The following is a 19,602-nucleotide window of genomic DNA, read 5'->3' as shown; positions in this document are numbered from 1 at the left end:
CGGCATTACCTTTGGAAGAGCCCCCAATCGGGGGCTTCAGCAAACCGCAAGTGGAGCGTGTTACTGCGCGAGCCAGCCTTCCACCACATCGGAGCCGTACTCGGCTTTCCATTCCTTAAGCAGCTTGTGGTTGCCGCCTCTGGTTTCGATGATCTCGCCGTTATGCGGATTCTTATACTGCTTGACCTGGCGCGCACGACGCGGGGCCTTTTCAGCTGCTGCTGGGGCGGCTGCACGACGGTTCGCTTGAGGATCCAGGATGTTGATGATGTCGCGCAGGCTGAAACCATATTTGTTCAGCAGGTCACGCAATTTGGTCTCAAATTCGATTTCCGCTTGCAGCTCGGAAGAGCCTTTCATGGCTTCCAGTTCGGCCAGCTGTGCGGCCAATGTTTGCTCGAGTTTACGGAATTCTGCAAGACGGGACATAGATGCTTCCTCAGATACTGGATGAAATTAGTCGGTTACTGTAAACCATTTTCAGCTCGCCCTACTTAAATTTTGAGTATGCATTAACATCCTTGTTCAATTTTTTTGCAGTGACGTTCAAGTACACGCGCCTGAATCAGCAATGCGAATAGTAGAGCTTGCCGGTGCCATGAAATAACTGCTCCCTCCCGGGGAGCATAAATGCTTGCCTCGCCGACACCGCCGCATGAACCAAGATCGATAATTGCGGGTCAGTCTGTAACGGGAGATTGCAACTGGTGGGGTACAGCGAATGGTTTCATTTGATCTGCAAAGAATGCTCATTGGCGAGATCCCGCTGACCTTTCTCTTCGAGGTCGCTGTTCGCGTTTCAGCGGCGTTTCTAGCCGTATTCTTCTTTCTGAAATTCAGTGGTCGACGCGGAATCAGGCAACTGTCTCGATTCGAGCTAGTGGTGATCCTCACCTTGGGCTCAGCCGCAGGCGATGTGACCTTCTACGAAGATGTACCCCTCCTCCCGGTCGCATTGGTTTTCCTCACCCTTTTGCTGCTCTATCGCGGAACTGTCTACAGGATGAGGCGCAGCAGAACATGGAGGCCTAGATCGATGGATTGCCCATCACGGTCGTAAAGGACGGCATGTACGAGATTCATTCGCTGCGGAATTTGAACATCTCGTCCAACGAGCTCTTCATGGAGCTGCGCCAACAAGGCGCGGAGCATCTCGGCCAGGTTCGACTCGGCCTACTGGAAACTGATGGCGATCTCAGTCTTTAATTCTATGGGCCAGATGACACCCGGCCAGGTTTGTCAGTGCTGCCTATTGAGCATCGTCCAGAGTACTAGCGCCGCCAAACGCTGGCCTACACTGCTGCGTCAGCTGCGGCTTCCCAACCTTCCATGAACCTCAAGACTCAGTCGTGTGTGAACGCTGCGGACATAACGTCTGGTCACCTGCACTGGATACCGTACGCAACCGCTAGACCACATTTTCGCCATTGCTATCCCACACGGCGCCATCCCACCGAGCCATCTTTTAGCCTACCAGTGGTGATCCGCTTTGACGGAGTGGGCGTACATCAATGCTTCGTCCGCGAGCTCCAGCATATCGGCCAAGGTTCCTGAATCCACGGCATGCGTATCACGTAATGCATATGCTTGGTGCAGAAGCTCCCTGTGATGTTTCTTAGGTGCAAGGAGCAGGGCCTCGGTGTCGTTGAGCAACTGCCGCCACTCTTGGATCGACATTACGGGCAGATTGGTGCCTGTCATGGCGGCATTCCCTGTTACTGTATGCGCATACAGTATTCTGAAAATACCCGGCTGTATAGGTACTGCGGACGAAATGCGCCTACGAAGGCTCAACCACGTTGCCGATGGCGGTACGCCGTCCCTAAGGCATAGCGATTGCCCAGGCGTGAAGCAGCGGCTCTCCAAAGGGGAGCAGAGAACGAGAGCTGCCATATGATTAGAACCACGAGATCTCTGAGGCACAAGCGCCCGGCCAGGGCGTTGTTAGCCGTTCGGATTTCGGCTCTGGTTTTTGGCCGTGTCGCCGGCAAACTTTGCTCACGCGGGGCCGCCCCACGATGCGACGTCAGTGCGGAGGATATCGATCAGTTCGCGCAATCCTGATGGCATCTGGCGACGCCCTGGGTAATACAAGTAGTACGGCGGCTCCGATGGTGACTACTCAGGTAATACCACTTGCAATCGCCCTGCATCCAAGTGCGCTCGAATTCTTTCTTCTGGGCAGTAGGTGATGCCGATGCCGGCGAGCGACATTTCGATGCCAAATTCGGTTTCATTCACACAGAGCTGTGCGCGACCGGCACTACACGTTCGGAGCCCTCCAGGATCCCGGCCCGAATCACGCGCATACCGGTCGCTGCCGTGGTCTCGTTAGTAAATCAATGCATAAGCCGGTTGGAGATCAAACCGGCTGCTGATGGCTTCTACCGACTATCTTCGACTTGTGACAACACTCAGCCCAGTTGCGATGAGCAAAAACGCGCCACTAGCAATGAAGGTGGCCTGATAACCGATTCCGTCATACAGAACCCCGCCTGCAGTTGCACCGACAGTGATTGCCAACTGAATAATCGCCACCATCAGTCCACCCCCGGCTTCTGCATTGTTAGGAAGTGCTCTGGCCAACCAGGTAAACCACCCCACAGGCGCGCAAGTTGCAACGAGCCCCCACAGCCCCAGTAGTGCAGCCACTGGAACGACCCAGCTACCAACCGAGATGACGGCAAATGCGATAGCGGTCATGATCAAAGGTATCCCCACCAGAAGCCGGTTCAGGTTTCGGCTAACGAAAGAGCCGACCAACAAGGTGCCCATCAATCCCGCCGCACCGATGATCAAGAGCAAGAGCGAGAGCGTGGGCACATCGACATGCGTGACCGTCTCCAGGAAAGGCCGCAGATACGTAAAGAGTGTGAACTGCCCCATGAAGAGAAACGCTACTGCGGCCATGCCGAGGGCGACCTTGCTGTTCCCAAGCAAGCGCAACGAGCCGGTCGCCGATACTTGAGTCCGCTCACTCGGCATTGCCGGCAGTGTGAATGCTTGCCAGATCAACGCCAACGCGGCCAATGGCACGACGCAAAAAAAAGCCCCTCTCCAGCCAATCATGCCGCCCAGGTAGCTTCCAACTGGCGCTGCGATTGCCGTGGCCAACGCTGTACCGCCCTGCATAACGGCAATGGCCTTTGGAACAAGCTCCTCAGGTGCGATGCGCATCATCACTGCAGTGGACATCGACCAATAACCACCAATGGCAATCCCAAGCACGGCGCGCCCTACCATCAAGGTGAGGTAGTTCGGAGCAAAGGCCACCATACCACCCGAAACCAGCATGAGCGCCGTTGTGGCCAGCAGGACAGGCTTGCGGTCGATCCCCTGAGTCATGGTGGCCAGCAACAGGCTGGTAATCACAGCAAAGAATCCCGAGATGGAAATGGCCTGCCCGGCCTGGCCCTCTGTCAGAGACAAATCGGATGCAATCGGCGTGAGCAAGCTCACCGGGAGGAATTCAGACGCCACTAAAGCGAATGCGCAGAGTGACATCGCCAGAACAGCGCTCCAGACCTGACGACTTGAGTGTTGAAGGGATATTGCCGGGCTGCTCATGGTGGTTCTCGTTGTACCAATTTCAAAAGACACGGTTGCCCAAGCCCAGCGTGCGTCAGCTGAGCCTGATACACGACATCAGCTACTTGAGGTTTTCGCGGAAGAAAGTCGTCAGCTTGCTAAAGGGGATCAGCTCGACGCGGTCGTACAGATCCACATGGCCAGCACCTGGGACGATCACCAGTTCCTTGGGTTCACCGGCAAGGCGATAGGCCTCTTCGCTGAACTCACGGGAATGAGCGTCTTCCCCGGCGATGAACAGCATGGGGCGTGGCGAGATCGTCTCGATGTCATTGAACGGATAGAAGTTCATGAACCTGACATTGCTGGTCAGCGTGGGGTGCGTGGTCAGAAGCGGCGACGACCCTTTGGGAGTGAACTCACCACGTGGTGTGCGGTAGAAGTCGTAAAACTCCCGCTCGATGGCATTGGAGCTATCTGTCAACTGATCAACCGTGCCACTGGTGTATTTGGTTTCACCACCTGAAAACTCGACATCACGCTGGGCAGCCGCTTCGGCGATAGCCTGCTTGCGCTGCTCGACTGTGACACCATGCTTGAGCCCATTGCGATTCGCGGCGCCCATGTCGTACATGCTGACTGTGGCAATCGCTTTCATGCGTGGATCGATTTTCGCCGCACTGATGGCAAAACTGCCGCTGCCGCAGATACCCAGCACGCCAATACGGTTGCGATCAACAAAACCTTGGGCACCGAGATAGTCGACCGCTGCACTGAAGTCTTCGGCATAGATGTCCGGCGATACCAGGTTACGAGGGCGGCCCTCGCTTTCACCCCAGAACGACAGATCAATGGCAAAGGTGATAAAGCCCTGCTCCGCCAGCTTCTGCGCGTAGAGATTCGAGCTTTGCTCTTTGACCGCTCCCATGGGGTGGCCGACGATGATGGCGGGGTATCGAGTGTTGGGGTTCATGTTTTTGGGAACGAACAGGTTGCCGACCGTGTTCATCTGAAACTGGTTTTTGAAGGAAACCCGTTCGAGTGAAACCTGTTCACTCTTGTAGAAATTGTTGGCCCCATGGGACATGTCAGCGGCTCCCGCAGTGAGTGAACAGGCCATCAAGGCAAACGCTACGAACAAAGATTTCATGCACATATTCCTGTCTGCTCGAAATGGAAGGGGTACGAGAAGCCTTCGCAACTGAACAGCCTGGCCATCTCGATTGCCACCCATCTTCCTCGCAAAAACCGGTGCATCAGTAGAGCAAACGTGTAGTTTTCTTGCCTAAATATCCAGCTCTTCCCGCCGGACATGGACAGAGAACGCGACGTGGAAGTAGTGTTCTCGCACAAGATGATCGGAACCTTTGCCATGGCCATCACTGCACCAGAGAGCTCAAGCACGCACCCAATGGCCACGCTATGTAGGGTCATCGGCTCCTACGCGCCTACTGCTGGAGATTTCTCGACAGACATTGCAGACCTGAGTGTCTACCGGCGCATCGCTCCAGCCCTACCGATCACCTGCATCGTCGAGCCGAGCATCGTGCTAGTCGTGCAGGGCGCCAAGGAAATGGTCATTGGCAGCGACGTTTTTCCCTACGACACCACCCGTTTCCTGGTCACCTCACTGAGCATCCCCGCCAACTCGGCGGTGACGGTGGCCAGCGATGCCGCTCCATGTCTCGGCTTGGTGTTCAAGCTGGACTTGCGCACGCTGGCCGAACTGATCGCGCAAGATGGTCGTCTTCCCGTAAGCGGACAGTCCTTTCACACCAGTGCTGGGGTTGGTGAACTGAGTCCAAAATTGTTGGAGAGCTTCGCCCGCCTGATCCAGCTACTAGAAGAGCCGGAGGCGATTCCCGTTCTCTGGCCGCTGATTCAGCGAGAGATCCACTATCGGTTGCTGTTGAGCGACCAGGCACCTCTGTTGCGCTATATCGCCTCCGTAGGTAGCAAGGGGCATCGAATTGCCAAGGCTATCGACTGGATGAAGTTGAATTACGCCGCGCCGTTACGAGTGGAGGAGCTGGCTTCCCAGGTGCAGATGGGGCTCTCCACCTTCCATCAGCATTTCCGTCAACTCACCGCCATGAGCCCGCTGCAGTACCAGAAGTGGCTGAGATTGAACGAGGCAAAAAGGTTGATGCTCAACGAGCACATGGATGCTGCGACTGCTGCCTTCAGGGTCGGCTATGAGAGCCCCTCGCAGTTCAGCCGCGAATATGGACGCCAGTTCGGCACTCCGCCCAAACGCGACATCGCAGAGCTGCGGTTAAGTGCAGAAAAATCAGCTGCCACTACACCTGGCATGCTCTGAACTTCAACTCACATGAGGTGGCCAAGACGCAATGCAAGGAGGGTCAATGATAGGATGGACTACGGAGGGGTCATTAACCTCCACTGCTGGAAGGGCCCTTATCTCTCGATATGCTCTGGCGTGCGGACTATCGGCAATTGGTCGCTAGTGTGATACGCCTGGCAGAGAGCGCATCAAGGTGGTAGCTAAACATTGAGATAGGCTAAAACAGTAGACGTTACCCAAAGTGCTTTATCCCATCAAAGGTCATCCCAGTCAGCAAAAAGCCCACGATCTAACGCGGGCTTTTTATTGAGATGCTTCAATTATCCAATTCGTCTTTGATGATCTTACCGTCGTGCGGATCTACCTGAAATTCGTACCGCTTGCCATCTGCCTTGACGCCCTCGCCTTCCCAGTGACCATCGTCAGCTTCGATCTTGGTGGTCTGCGTGTAGCCGGCACCTTTCAACGTGGCTTCAGCCTGATCCTTGTTCACCTTCCAGTCGGCACCGGGCGTATCAGCCCATGCTGACGTAGCATAGGACTAACCAATGCGAGGCCGGTGAAAGTCGAGTCAGCGCTTTAAGCGCTAACATCCTTTTTTCTGTGAATATGAACAGGCGACCCAACCCTCACAATCTGGGTTCAGTCGAAAAGTTCGTGTAAGGTTCGACCTCAATGCTGGATTGCAGAAGTTAACATCTGCTTACTTTCCATTGGCGAAAATTAAGACGTCCCTGCCCTCCAAGACCAGCATGCGTGGTACTGGATTTGAAGGGAGGGACGAACACTCGGGTCTGCTGAGGGTATCTAGTCTCGCCTCACCAGTAGCATGGAAGCCATATTGCGCAACTGTCGACGGACAATGCCATTTGGATCCTCTATCACGTTGGCATCCAAGCCAATGTGGCAGTCCAGTAATATATGAAGCTCTTCTGAAAGCATCTCCAGCCCTTCAGAACTCAGCCCAACATCCCCTGCACACTGGTTGAGCAGCACTTGGAGCTGACGCTTACGATGAAAGCGGATACCGTTTATTGACTCTGCCTGCACCGGGCTCAAGTGCTGAATTTCATTTCGGGATAGCTGAGCTAAGTGACCATTGTGAGCTACGTAGGATGACACTCTGTCCCACAGCAGTGAATTCATCTGCACAGCGGTCTTGCAATGGTTAAGGTTTTTGCTTTTGAAAACATGCAGAAGGTGCATTTCGTACTCGCTTATCAGCTCATAAAGTAACGCTTGCTTGCTCTCAATGTGGTTATAAAGCGATCCAACTTGAATTCCAACCGCAGCAGCCAACCGCCGCATACCCATGCCTTTGTAACCAGATTGGCAAAACAATGTGCAGGCAGCTTCGCGGATGAGGTCAAATGTTGTGCTCTCATGCTCACAGATAGCACTCACCAGCTAGCTCCTTGCAGAAATTGCTGCAGCAACTTTGGAACTCGACCTGCGGCCTAAGCTTTGGGATATCGCATGCCCTGCTTCTGCCACCATGTTCAAATTTACGCCTGTCTCAATGCCAAGGCCGTTGAGCAAATAAACCACATCCTCGGTAGCAACGTTGCCGGATGCACCTTTTGCATACGGACAGCCACCTAAGCCGGCCACCGAGCTGTCAAAGACTGCAACACCTTCCTGAAGGCTGGCATAGAGGTTCGTCAGAGCCTGACCGTAGGTATCGTGAAAATGCCCGGCCAGATATTCACGTGGCACCTGCTTGCTGACAACGTCTATGAGAGTTCGGGTCGCTTTCGCCGTACCAACGCCGATGGTGTCTCCAAGCGAGATCTCGTAACACCCCATATCGCGCAGCTCTCGTGCCACTGCCATCACTTGCTCAGGATGCACCGTACCGTCATAAGGGCATCCCAGGACACACGACACATAGCCACGCACGCGAATGCCGTTCTGCCGAGCGGCTTGGATGACGGGAACGAACCGAGCAAGGCTTTCGGAAATCGAGCAGTTGATGTTTCGCTGCGAGAAGGACTCCGACGCGGCTGCAAAAACTGCAACCTCTTGAGCACCGACAGCAAGAGCATCTTCAAAGCCCCGCAGGTTTGGCGTCAGCACGGCGTACGTCACACCAGGCTTTCGTTCCACCCCTGCCATTACCTCAGCGCTGCCCGCCATCTGCGGCACCCATTTGGGCGAGACAAAACTGCCGACTTCAATGTACTGAAGGCCAGCGGCTGACAGTGCATTGACTAGCAGGATCTTCTGGTCGACCTCGACACGATGATGCTCGTTCTGCAGACCATCTCGTGGGCCGACTTCAACAATGCGCACACGCAAGGGCAGGCTCATAAAGCGTGCTCCAAGTCGACAAGAACCGTACCCTCGCTGAGCAGCTCACCTTCCTGGCAATAAACCGCCGTGACCATGCCACCTTCGGGAGCTCTAATGGTGTGCTCCATTTTCATGGCTTCCAAAACCACGAGGGGCGTGCCAGCTTCTACTTGCTGGCCAAGTTCAACCAGCACACGAACAATGCTGCCGTTCATTGGCGCCGTCAGCCCACCTTGATGCCCGGTGGACACATCAGCTTCGGCGATCGGGTCAAAACGGCTGACGGAATGCCACTCCACGCCCCAGCGCACGTAGGCGGTGCGCCCCTTGCGAACAACTGGCAAAGAGCGAGGCTGACCGCCACCACGCGCTACTTCAACGGTACGCCTAGTTCCATCGACGACCAGCTGCACCTTATCAGTAGCTGCCAGGCCCGAACGCCAGGACGTACCCGCCTGCCATGGAGAATCAGGGTCATCACTCCGGACGTGCACAGGGTCTGTTGCCATCAAGGCTAATGCAGCGCGCTGCCAGAACACTTCTGGCAACTCTACCGCTTTAGGTAACAGATCCGCCTGATAGCGCTCGATAAAACCAGTGTCCAGGTCTTCAGCCGCAAAGGCCTCATGGGCGAGTATGCGCTGCAAGAATGCCAGGTTGGTTTTGAAGCCCCCGACAAGCGTTTCCTGAAGCATTGCCAACAGTCGCTGGCGTGCCTCCTCCCGGTTTTCTCCCCACGCGATCAGCTTGGCGACCATTGGATCGTAGAAAGGCGATACTTCATCCCCCTCCTCAACACCGCTGTCGACGCGGCGCCCATCACCAGTTGCTGGTTCGCGATACAGTTCGAGATGGCCACTGGCGGGCAGAAATCCACCCTCAGGGTCTTCTGCATAAAGACGTACCTCAATGGCATGGCCATGCAGAGGAACTTGCTCCTGGGTGATGGGGAGTGCTTCGCCACGCGCGACACGAATCTGCCAAGCCACCAGATCGAGCCCGGTGATGGCTTCAGTCACAGGATGCTCCACCTGTAAGCGTGTGTTCATCTCCATGAAGAAGAACTCACCCCGTTCATCGAGGAGAAACTCAACTGTCCCGGCACCCTCATAACCGATAGCCTGGGCAGCTCGAACAGCCGACTCACCCATCGCTCTACGAAGCTCTGGTGACAGACCCGGAGCTGGAGCTTCTTCAACAACCTTCTGGTGCCGGCGCTGGATGGAGCAGTCGCGCTCATGGAGATAGAGGCAGTTACCGTGCTGGTCTGCGAAGACTTGGATCTCCACATGCCGAGGCTTCAATACATATTTCTCAACCAGCATTCGGGAATCACCAAATGCGGATTGGGCCTCACGCTGAGCGGAAGACAAGGCATCGGCAAGCTCACTCTCACACTCAACCACCTTCATGCCCTTACCACCGCCACCAGCGGTTGCCTTCAGGAGAACTGGATAGCCAATGCGCTCAGCAGCGTCACGGAAAGTCTGCGCATCCTGAGCCTCACCATGATAACCAGGTACAAGGGGAACCCCGGCTTTTTCCATCAAAGCCTTCGCAGCAGATTTGCTACCCATAGCATCTATCGCGCTAGCCGGGGGGCCAAGGAAGATGAGGCCGGCCTCTTCCAGCCTGCGCGCAAATGTGGCGTTCTCCGAGAGGAAGCCATACCCAGGGTGGACAGCTTGCGCACCCTTCGCGAGCGCCGCCTCAATGATCTTGTCCATCAGCAGGTAGCTATCGCTAGGTTTAGCCCCTCCCAGATTGACGGCAACGTCGGCCTCTCGCACATGGCGGGCGCGCTGATCAATTTCACTGTGAACGGCAATAGTGGTCAGGCCAAGCGACTTGGCCGTACGGATGATTCGGCAGGCGATCTCACCACGGTTAGCAATGAGGACAGTGGAGATTGTTCTTTTTTTCATGTCATTTTGCTCTGTCATTGGCTGCATTCGTGCGGGTTTCAAACCCACGAGGGCTTTCGCTTCTGAAGGAACGCATTAAGCCCCTCCTGACCCTCACTGCTGACGCGCACAGTGGCGATGGTTTCTTCTGTGCATTGGCGCAACTCAGGGCTGAGGACGCCGTTGCCGACCCGCTCAAGTAGTGACTTGGCGACACGCATGGCCTGGGGGCTATTCAGCAAAAGCGCGTCGGTCAGTTGTTCAACCGCTCTATCCAATTCATCAGATTGATATGTTTCTGCTAGCAGTCCGATTTTCTGGGCACAGTCACCACTGAAACGCTCCGCAGTGAGGGCATAGCGGCGGGTAGCCCGTTGACCAATAGCCTTGACCACGTAAGGGCTGATCACTGCCGGCACTAGCCCGATGCGCACCTCGGAAAGACTGAAAATTGCATCATGGGTGCCGACTGCGATGTCGCAACAAGAAGCCAGTCCGACAGCTCCACCGAATGCACCACCATGCACAACAGCCAAGGTAGGAAATGGCAAATGGTGAAGCAGACTCATCAGTTCACCAAGTTCATGGGCATCTTTCAGGTTTTCCTGATAATCCAACGCAGCTGAAGCCTGCATCCAGGCTAAGTCAGCGCCGGCACTGAAGTGTTTGCCACGCCCCCGCAGCACCATGAACCGGACTGATGGATCATCACGTAATTCTCGGAACACAGAAATCAGCTCACCGATCATCTGGGCGTTAAAAGCATTGTTTTTATCTGGGCGGTTCAACCAGACAGTTGCTACGTTGTTCAAGGTGACTTCAAGCTCAACAGTGCTGTAATGGGTCATTCGATTTCTCGCTCACACAAGCTGGAAAAAAGGCGGTCACACCAAGACGGTACGATGTGACCCCATGAGGAAAACCAGACCTGGCGGCTTACATCCGGAAAACCCCGAAACGGGTTGGCTCAATGGGAGCATTCAAACTGGCAGAAAGCGCCAGGGCCAAGACTTCACGCGTCTGCGCGGGATCGATTACTCCGTCATCCCAAAGACGAGCACTTGAGTAGTAGGCATGGGCCTGATGTTCATATTGTTCAATGAGGGGTTGCTTCAGGCGCGCTTCGTCTTCGCTAGAGAACTCATGGCCCGAGCGACGTGCCTGCTCCTGTTTGACTTGTACCAACACGCCTGCTGCCTGCTGCGCCCCCATGACGCCAATCTTCGCGTTAGGCCACATCCAGAGAAAGCGGGGATCGTATGCACGCCCACACATGCCATAGTTGCCAGCGCCAAAGCTGCCACCAATGATCACCGTGAATTTGGGTACCTGTGCACAGGAGACCGCTGTAACCAGCTTCGCACCGTGCTTGGCGATACCAGCAGCTTCATATTTCTGCCCAACCATAAAGCCGGTGATGTTTTGCAGGAACACCAGGGGAATACCGCGCTGACAAGCCAACTCGATAAAATGAGCACCCTTTTGGGCGGCTTCCGGGAACAGGATTCCATTGTTGGCGAGAATGGCCACCGGGTAACCATTGATGCGAGCAAAGCCGCAAACCAACGTGTTGCCGAATAGTGCTTTGAACTCATCGAGCTGAGAGCCGTCAACGATTCGCGCGATCACTTCGCGTACGTCAAAGGGCTGCTTGGGATCAACGGGGACAACGCCGTAGAGCTCTTCAGGTGAGTAACGTGGAGCGACTGGCTGTAGACGTTCCAACTGACCGAGCTTGCGCCAATTAAGGTTGGCTACGCAGCGCCGAGCGAGTGCCAAGGCATGAGTATCATTTTCAGCATAGTGGTCAGCGACACCGGAGGTTTTGCAATGCACATCCGCCCCTCCAAGATCCTCTGCAGTCACGACTTCCCCTGTGGCAGCCTTCACCAAAGGAGGGCCAGCGAGGAAAATTGTCGCCTGGTTGCGAACCATGATGGTTTCGTCGCTCATCGCAGGGACGTAGGCACCACCAGCCGTGCATGACCCCAGTACAACAGCAATCTGAGGGATGCCCTGAGCGCTCATGTTCGCTTGGTTAAAGAAGATGCGACCGAAGTGTTCTTTGTCCGGAAAAACTTCATCCTGCCGAGGAAGGTTGGCGCCGCCAGAGTCGACCAGATAAATGCAAGGCAGGCGATTTTGCTGAGCAATGGTCTGTGCACGCAGATGCTTTTTGACCGTCAGTGGGTAGTAGCTCCCCCCTTTCACCGTCGCATCGTTGGCGATGACCATGCATTCAACGCCCTCAACGCGGCCAATGCCCGCAATCACGCCCGCTGCCGGGACGTCTTCACCGTAGACCTCGTGAGCAGCGAGCTGCCCGATCTCCAGAAAAGGGGAGCCTGGATCCAGGAGCGCATCGATCCGATCACGGGGTAGCAGTTTTCCTCGTGAGAGATGACGCTCCTGAGCCTTCACACCACCGCCTTGGTTGATATGAGCCAGCAGCGTACGCAAACCTTCTACTTGAGACAGGATGGAATCACGGTTCGCGATGTAATCAGGTGAACGGGTGTTCAGTTGTGTAGTGAGCGTGCTCATGAGGGCCTCTTCTTGTTCTAGTGCTCGTGGCACAGCCGGTCAGGCTGCGCCGAACATGACTGCTGACTAGGATGCTCAACGGGTTTCGTTGAAAAGCTCACGACCAATCAGCATTCGGCGAATCTCACTGGTGCCGGCGCCAATTTCGTAGAGTTTCGCATCACGCCAGAGCCGCCCCACAGGGAACTCGTTGATGTAGCCATTGCCACCAAGAATCTGAATCGCCTCACCACACAGCCAGGTAGCCTTTTCAGCGGCGTAGAGGATCACGCCCGCGCAGTCCTTGCGAACCTGACGAACATGACCCACACCCAAGGCATCAAGGTGTTTGCCCACCGAGTAGAGGTAGGCACGGCATGCCTGCAGGGTCGTGTACATATCGGCGACTTTCCCTTGGATCAACTGGAACTCGCCGATGCTCTGGCCGAACTGCTTGCGGTCGTGAATGTAAGGCACCACGACGTCCATTGCAGACTGCATCAACCCCAACGGCCCGCCACTCAGTACAGCACGCTCATAATCCAGGCCGCTCATGAGCACTTTGACTCCTTCGCCGACACCACCAAGGATATTTTCCTCAGGCACCTCGACATCCTGGAACACCAGTTCACCCGTGTGTGATCCACGCATGCCCAACTTGTCGAGCTTCTGCGCAACCGAGAAGCCAGGAGCGCCTTTCTCAAGAATGAACGCGGTCATCCCTTTTGCCCCGGCAGCCAAATCAGTTTTCGCGTACACCACCAGGACGTCACAATCCGGGCCGTTGGTGATCCACATCTTGGTGCCATTCAAGATGTAGCGATCGCCTTTCTTGTCCGCACGTAACTTCATCGAGACAACGTCGGAACCCGCATTGGGCTCACTCATCGCTAGAGCGCCAATGTGTTCCCCAGTGACCAGCTTGGGCAGGAACTTGTCCTTCTGCGCATCGTTACCATTACGATGGATCTGGTTCACACACAGGTTCGAATGAGCACCATACGACAGGCCGATACCCCCGGCTGCTCGCGAGATCTCTTCCATCGCGATCATGTGGGCCAGGTAACCCATGCCCGAGCCGCCATAGCGCTCGTCAACCGTGAGACCGAGAAGCCCCATATCACCAAACTTGCGCCACAAATCCATCGGGAATTGATCGTCCCGATCAGCCGCTTCCGCCCGTGGAGCGATCTCCTTCGCGGCAAAGCCAGCGACGGAATCCCGCAGCATTTCGATCTCTTCACCCAAGAAAAAGTTAAGGCTAGGCAAGTTGTTCATCAGCATATCTCTCATCAGGAAGTTTCGTCAGGGACGTAATAACAGCCCCTAACCAACGCACTAATAGGTCTTAGCGAATTCTTAAATCAGCTTTACGACGATTTTCGATTCAGCCGCTGACGCAGCATCCGAAAAGGCGGGGGCGTTCCATTGGGTCATAAGAGTCCCCTGCCTGGCCTTGGCGTTTGCCAAGTACCGGTCTTTCACCGGGCCATAGCCTCTGACGGCATCAGGTAAGTCGGCCAACTGAACGGCCAGATCGTATTTCTGAGCAGACAAGCCTGATTCCAACATGCTCAGAATGCCTTCGTAATCGTGCAACCAGCTGACCTCAACCTTCCGCTCATGCGTACGGGCGAAAGGATCCATCCAGGTATTACGGATTCGTTTGACGCTGGCCAACAACTTGAATGCTCGCATCATCCAGGGGCCGTAACCTGATTTCTTCCCACCGCTAAACAATGGCGGCGCAAGGTGGAATTGAAGTTTGAAGTCGCCTTCAAACTGCGAGTTGATCTTTTCCAAAAACTCCGGACGACTGTAAAGACGCGCCACTTCATACTCATCCTTAATCGCCAAGACCTTGAAGTAGTTACGAGCAACGGCTTCCGTGAGTTTTCCAACCTGACCGAACAAACGTTTTTCTAGTTCCTTGAATGTCAGAACCCGCTTGTAATACTGAGCAGCGAAGCGGGCATCGTGATACTGGGTCAAGAACGCGACCCGCCGCTCAACCATCTCGTCGAGCGATTGAGAAAGCGTCAAGTCACCTTTAGACGGCTGCTTGCGCTCAACTAGGTCTTTTACTTTGTCCAAGTCAACAGCAGCGCGACGACCCCACATGAATGCCGCTTTGTTCGATGCGACCGCTGTCCCGTTGAGCTCTACGGCCTGCATCAACGCCTCATAACCAACCGGCAGCCACCCCATTTGGCAGGCGTACCCCAACATGAACATATTGGTAGCGATCGAGTCGCCCATCAGCGCAGTGGCGAGATAGCTACCGTCAATGAATTGCGTGTTGCCCTGCCCCACTGCCTCACGGATCTGATCCTTGAGCTGGTCAGCACAGAAGTCAGGCTCTGGATGACGTTGCAAATCACCGGTTTCTGCCTGACCGGCATACGTACGAACAAATGCGCTGGTGATGCTCTCTTCCAGGTTGACCAAGGCGTGAGTGACGCCATGGCGCACCTTGAGCAACGTTTCGCTATTTGCACTGACAACCAGGTCACAGCCGAGCAGAAGGCTAGCTTCGCCTTCGGCAATACGCGGCGCATTAAGATCGCCTTGATCACCCGCGATGCGAATGTGCGACCACACTGCACCTCCTTTCTGTGCCATCCCGGCCATGTCGAGGTTGAGAGTACCTTTGCCCTCAATGAATGCCGCCATGCCCAGCAGTGCACCGATAGTAACTACACCGGTACCGCCTACACCGGTGACAAGGATGTCATAGGGCTCTGCAACGGGCTTGACCTGAGGCTCAGGCAGCATCCACACATCCTGGGTGGAGTCCTTCAAAGCGGCGGGCTTCTTGAGCTTGCCCCCTTCTACAGTCACGAAGCTTGGGCAAAAGCCGTTTAGGCAGGTGAAGTCTTTGTTGCAGGAAGACTGATCAATCTCTCGCTTGTTGCCAAATTCGGTCTCCACGTTGACGACAGACATGCAGTTGGATTTGCTGCTGCAGTCGCCGCAACCTTCACAGACTGCTTCGTTGATGACCACACGACGAGCTGGGTCAGGGAATTTCCCGCGCTTGCGACGTCGCCGTTTTTCAGCCGCACAGGTCTGGTCATAGATGATGGCAGACACCCCTGCGAACTCACGCAGCTCACGCTGGATGGCATCCATCTGGTCACGACGGTGGACAGGAACCCCTGGTGCCAGGTCGGTGATCTGCTCGTATCGCGACGCATCGTCAGTCACCACGACAACGCGGGTGACACCTTCAGCAACCAGCTGTTGGCTGATCTGCGAGACCGTGAGCGTGCCATCGACAGGTTGCCCCCCGGTCATGGCCACGGCATCGTTGTAGAGAATCTTATAGGTGATGGCGATTTTCGCTGCAACTGAGGCGCGGATCGCCAGAATGCCCGAGTGGAAGTAAGTGCCATCCCCCAGGTTGGCGAACACATGCGGGGTCTTTGTGAACGGCGCTTGGCCGATCCAGGCAACACCCTCTCCGCCCATCTGGCTGAAGGTTGCGGTCTGTGGATAGATCCACTTCGCCATGTAGTGGCAACCGATGCCCGCCAGAGCACGACTGTTCTCCGGCACCTTGGTCGAGGTGTTATGCGGGCACCCTGAGCAGAAGTGAGGAACGCGCTCAAGCAAAGTGGAAATTTCCGCCTTGGCGGCAGCTTGTCCCTCCAGAACGGCCAAGCAGATCTTGAGCTCAGCACTTTCGACGTGTCCCAGAATGCGTGTAGCAATGGCACGCGCGATCATCGCAGGGGTGAGCTCGCCGATGGCGGGCAGCAACCAATCCGAATGAGGCAGCGTCCATTCACCTTTGTCTGCAAATTTGCCGACGATGCGTGGACGGACATCTTCGCGCCAGTTGTACAATTCCTCCTTTAGCTGGTACTCGATCAGGTGGCGCTTTTCCTCGACCACAATGATCTCTTCAAGCCCCTCTGCGAACTGGCGTACCCCTTCGGCATCCAGCGGCCATACCAGACCGACCTTGTAGACGCGCAGTCCCATCTCCTGGGCGCGCGCTTCATTGATTCCGAGCAGTTTGAGTGCCTGGCAAACGTCCAGATACGACTTGCCGGATGTGATGATGCCGATTTTCGCCTTGGGCGAATTCAGGGTCAGCTTATCCAGCCCATTCTTTCTCGCATAAGCCACCGCAGCATAGAGTTTGTGCTCGAACAGCCGTTTTTCCTGTGCCAAAGGTGGATCAGGCCAGCGTATGTTCAGGCCACCCGGTGGTAGCGGAAACTCCGGCAGGATCGTCTGCACGCGGTCGTGGCTGACATCGACGATCGCCCCACTTTCAACGGTATCAGCCACCGCCTTCAGGGCAACCCAGCAACCGCTAAATCGGGACAAGGCAAACCCATGAATGCCGAAATCGAGGTATTCCTGAACGCCGGACGGTGCCAGAACAGGCATCATCACGGCCTTGAAAATATGCTCGGTCTGATGGGGCAGAGATGAGGATTTAGCACCGTGGTCATCACCTGCGATTGCAAGCACACCACCAAACTGCGAGGTGCCTGCGGCGTTCGCATGACGAAAAACATCGCCGCACCGATCTACGCCGGGGCCCTTCCCATACCAAATGCCGAAGACACCGTCGTATTGCGCACCTTCGAACAGGTTGACCTGCTGCGTACCCCAGATGGAGGTAGCTGCAAGATCTTCGTTCAGGCCAGGCTGGAATTTGATGTGGTGAAGCTTGAGATGATCCTTGGCCTTCCACAGCGTCTGGTCGTAAGTGCCTAGGGGTGAACCACGGTAACCAGAGATAAAGCCAGCAGTATTGAGACCAGCTGCAAGGTCTCGCTTGCGCTGCATCAGCGGCAGTCTCACCAGCGCCTGTACACCGGTCATCAAAACTCGACCCGACTCCTGGACGTATTTGTCATCCAGCGACGGAAGCGTCTGGCTCATTGGGCTAATCCTCTTATTTTATTCTTGTGATGGCGAACCCAAAGGCGGCAAGCCACGTTGATGACAGAGTATTCAGCCCGAATGGCATCGGATATTTCTAAAAAATGAGATCAGGTATTGGTAAATCAGATATCACTGCCCCGGCCTCGGCGGTTGCGACTGGCTGCTGTTAAGCGCCGGCTGCACTGTTTTACGCGAAGACCGCGATTCGATTGGAGTCCTCACATCCGATGCGATATTGTGAAAAGACAAGAAGAACGAGGTGGTATCGGAAAAGCTAATGTCCAGTCGAGTCGACATCACCATGCGTCAGCTGCGCTATTTCCTTGCAGCAGCGGAGCATGGCCAATTTTCACAAGCGGCGATCAAGGTTCACGTTTCCCAGTCCGCGATCACTACCGCCGTCAGTCAGCTGGAAACGATTCTGGCTGTGCAACTCTTCGAGCGTCAGCCTCACGGCGTCAGGCTAACTGCCGAGGGTCACAAGTTTCGGCAGCACGCTCGACACATTCTCGACACGTTGCAAGATGCAGTAGCTCAACCGTCATTTCTCAGCCACTCCCTTAGCGGCACCGTCCGGATTGGTGCGTCCTACACAGTGCTTGGTTACTATCTGCCCACCTTGCTGGCTCGATTCAAACGCAGCTACCCACAAGTCGAAATTGATCTTGTGGACATGGATCGAATAGCCATCGAGCAAGGGATTTCAGACGCGTCTCTTGACTTGGGCTTGACCATCGTTTCCAACGCCGACATCAATCAACCGTTCGAACGGCATGTGCTGATGCGCTCCAGGCGCCAATTGTGGCTGGCGACTGAACATCCGCTGATGAATGTAGAGGCAATCTCCCTGGCGGAGATAGCTGAGCACGCCTACATCTTGGCGACGGTTGATGAAGGGGAAAGCTCCGCAATGCGTTACTGGCGATCCGCCAACCTGAAGCCGCGAATTGCATTTCGCACTTCATCCATGGAGGCACTCCGAGGCCTGGTAGCCTACGGCTTCGGAGTCACCATTCTCTCAGACATGCTCTACCGACCATGGTCACTTGAAGGGCGAAAAATTGAGGCCCGCCCGATTACAGATGTCATACCACCTATGGAACTTGGGCTGATTTGGCACACAACAACAGGATTGAGCCAAGTCGCTAAAGCGTTCCAGCAATTCATCATCTCAGCCAATGATCTTAGCTAAGTGGACGCATCATTGAGTTACTGAGCGTCCCCCTAAGCAACCGATTGCACAAAGTCCAAAAAGCTCTGCGTGGTTGCACTGCGTTTATCTCGTGGCTGGCTCACCACATGGAACTGACGGTTGGCCCAACCATCAGTGAGCGGAATTTTAACGAGCGGCGAGTCTTCGGATGATTCACTAATCGCTCGATCAGGGAGAACGGCGATACCTAGTCCACTTTGGATCATGCGGCACACCGCATCAAAACTCTGTAGATGTACGCCATAATTGATAGGCCTCTGAGCCGCGCGGGCCGCCTTATCCAGAGTCTGATAGAGAGGGCTGTCGCGATGCAGCGCAATGTGTCGGTACACGAGGCTTTCCGCAAAATTCAGGCTATCGCAGCCCGCCAATGGGTGGTCGTCTCTTACCACCAGCGCCAAGTGATCAATGTGATAATTTTGGACAGCAAGACCTACCAGGCTCGCCGACTCCAGCCCTGCTCCTATGCCAATATCACACTGATTTCCCAATATGTTCTCAATCACCTGTTCGCTGGTGCGCTCCTCCAACTCGACATCGACATGGGGATGGGCGGTGAGGAAACTGTTCAGGTCATGTGGCAGGAACTGAATGATGCTGGAGCGGTTTGCGTGGATTCTTACATGTCCCTTTTCGCCGCTCGTGAACTGGGATAAATCCGCGCTCATTTTGAGCATTTCGTTGAGCAATCGCTGCGCGTGCTCAAGCAGACACTGGCCGGCAGGCGTTGGCTGAACACCTTTGTTGAACCGGTACAACAGCGGAGAACCTACGGCCTCTTCCAATTCCGCTATGCGTTTGCTGACAGCCGAAGCCCCCATACACTCGCGTTCGGCTGCCTTGGCGAAGCTGCCCTCCTCGCAGGTCGCGATAAACAGTCGAAGCGTGGTCGGGTCGTAGCGCCAGGTGGTTTGCATAGGTAACCAGAAATT

At 55.3% G+C, this 19,602-nt stretch carries 14 protein-coding genes and 2 pseudogenes; 3 read left to right on the top strand and 13 right to left on the bottom strand.

The window, feature by feature from the left end:
- Nucleotides 1-60 precede the first annotated feature (60 nt).
- A complete protein-coding gene (locus C2H86_RS26195) occupies nt 61-429 on the bottom strand; it encodes a histone-like nucleoid-structuring protein, MvaT/MvaU family (RefSeq protein ID WP_159410552.1) in 369 nt (122 codons plus the stop codon).
- Nucleotides 430-721: 292 nt separating this feature from the next.
- On the opposite strand from C2H86_RS26195, the pseudogene C2H86_RS26190 reads away from it, so the two are divergent.
- Nucleotides 722-1,412: pseudogene (locus tag C2H86_RS26190) on the top strand (DUF421 domain-containing protein).
- Nucleotides 1,413-1,470: 58 nt separating this feature from the next.
- Here C2H86_RS26190 and C2H86_RS26185 read toward each other — a convergent pair.
- The 3 genes from C2H86_RS26185 to C2H86_RS26175 all read right to left on the bottom strand — a co-directional run bounded on the left by C2H86_RS26185 (nt 1,471) and on the right by C2H86_RS26175 (nt 4,678).
- The gene (locus tag C2H86_RS26185) at nt 1,471-1,701 is read right to left on the bottom strand and encodes a hypothetical protein (protein WP_159410551.1); all 231 of its coding nucleotides are present in this window, start codon (nt 1,699-1,701) and stop codon (nt 1,471-1,473) included.
- A 690-nt stretch (nt 1,702-2,391) separates the two neighbouring features.
- A complete protein-coding gene (locus C2H86_RS26180; protein WP_159410550.1) occupies nt 2,392-3,567 on the bottom strand; it encodes an MFS transporter in 1,176 nt (391 codons plus the stop codon).
- An 82-nt stretch (nt 3,568-3,649) separates the two neighbouring features.
- Entirely contained in the window at nt 3,650-4,678 is a 1,029-nt protein-coding gene (locus C2H86_RS26175; protein ID WP_159410549.1) for an alpha/beta hydrolase, read from the bottom strand.
- A gap of 222 nt (nt 4,679-4,900) precedes the next feature.
- On the opposite strand from C2H86_RS26175, the gene C2H86_RS26170 reads away from it, so the two are divergent.
- Nucleotides 4,901-5,848, top strand: coding sequence for an AraC family transcriptional regulator N-terminal domain-containing protein (locus C2H86_RS26170; RefSeq protein ID WP_430738606.1), 948 nt, complete (start codon nt 4,901-4,903; stop codon nt 5,846-5,848).
- A 301-nt stretch (nt 5,849-6,149) separates the two neighbouring features.
- Here the strand turns inward: C2H86_RS26170 and C2H86_RS26165 are convergent.
- The 8 genes and pseudogenes from C2H86_RS26165 to C2H86_RS26130 all read right to left on the bottom strand — a co-directional run.
- Nucleotides 6,150-6,368: pseudogene (locus C2H86_RS26165) on the bottom strand (PepSY domain-containing protein); the annotation flags it as partial.
- Between the two features lie 272 nt (nt 6,369-6,640).
- Nucleotides 6,641-7,237, bottom strand: a complete 597-nt coding sequence (locus C2H86_RS26160; protein ID WP_159410548.1) for a TetR/AcrR family transcriptional regulator — start codon at nt 7,235-7,237, stop codon at nt 6,641-6,643.
- A gap of 3 nt (nt 7,238-7,240) precedes the next feature.
- Nucleotides 7,241-8,143, bottom strand: a complete 903-nt coding sequence (locus C2H86_RS26155) for a hydroxymethylglutaryl-CoA lyase (RefSeq protein ID WP_159410547.1) — start codon at nt 8,141-8,143, stop codon at nt 7,241-7,243.
- A complete protein-coding gene (locus C2H86_RS26150) occupies nt 8,140-10,050 on the bottom strand; it encodes an acetyl-CoA carboxylase biotin carboxylase subunit (RefSeq protein ID WP_159413003.1) in 1,911 nt (636 codons plus the stop codon). Before C2H86_RS26150 ends, C2H86_RS26155 begins: the two co-directional genes overlap by 4 nt.
- Nucleotides 10,051-10,088: 38 nt before the next feature.
- Entirely contained in the window at nt 10,089-10,877 is a 789-nt protein-coding gene (locus C2H86_RS26145; RefSeq protein WP_159410546.1) for an enoyl-CoA hydratase-related protein, read from the bottom strand.
- An 88-nt stretch (nt 10,878-10,965) separates the two neighbouring features.
- A complete protein-coding gene (locus C2H86_RS26140) occupies nt 10,966-12,573 on the bottom strand; it encodes a carboxyl transferase domain-containing protein (protein ID WP_159410545.1) in 1,608 nt (535 codons plus the stop codon).
- Between the two features lie 75 nt (nt 12,574-12,648).
- Nucleotides 12,649-13,830 carry an isovaleryl-CoA dehydrogenase gene (locus tag C2H86_RS26135; RefSeq protein WP_159413002.1) on the bottom strand — a complete coding sequence of 394 codons (1,182 nt, stop codon included), beginning with the start codon at nt 13,828-13,830 and terminating at the stop codon, nt 12,649-12,651.
- An 81-nt stretch (nt 13,831-13,911) separates the two neighbouring features.
- The gene (locus C2H86_RS26130; RefSeq protein ID WP_159410544.1) at nt 13,912-17,454 is read right to left on the bottom strand and encodes an indolepyruvate ferredoxin oxidoreductase family protein; all 3,543 of its coding nucleotides are present in this window, start codon (nt 17,452-17,454) and stop codon (nt 13,912-13,914) included.
- 280 nt (nt 17,455-17,734) lie between these two features.
- Here C2H86_RS26130 and C2H86_RS26125 point away from each other — a divergent pair, with 280 nt between their 5' ends.
- Complete coding sequence (locus C2H86_RS26125) at nt 17,735-18,649, top strand: LysR substrate-binding domain-containing protein (protein WP_159410543.1); 915 nt, start codon at nt 17,735-17,737, stop codon at nt 18,647-18,649.
- 32 nt (nt 18,650-18,681) lie between these two features.
- On the opposite strand, the gene C2H86_RS26120 is transcribed toward C2H86_RS26125, so the two are convergent.
- The gene (locus C2H86_RS26120; protein ID WP_159410542.1) at nt 18,682-19,587 is read right to left on the bottom strand and encodes a LysR substrate-binding domain-containing protein; all 906 of its coding nucleotides are present in this window, start codon (nt 19,585-19,587) and stop codon (nt 18,682-18,684) included.
- Nucleotides 19,588-19,602: the final 15 nt, after the last annotated feature.

The sequence above is a fragment of the Pseudomonas putida genome, from assembly GCF_009883635.2.
In the GTDB taxonomy this organism is placed as follows: Bacteria; Pseudomonadota; Gammaproteobacteria; order Pseudomonadales; family Pseudomonadaceae; genus Aquipseudomonas; species Aquipseudomonas putida_W.
This window is presented reverse-complemented; position numbering and strand designations above follow the sequence as displayed.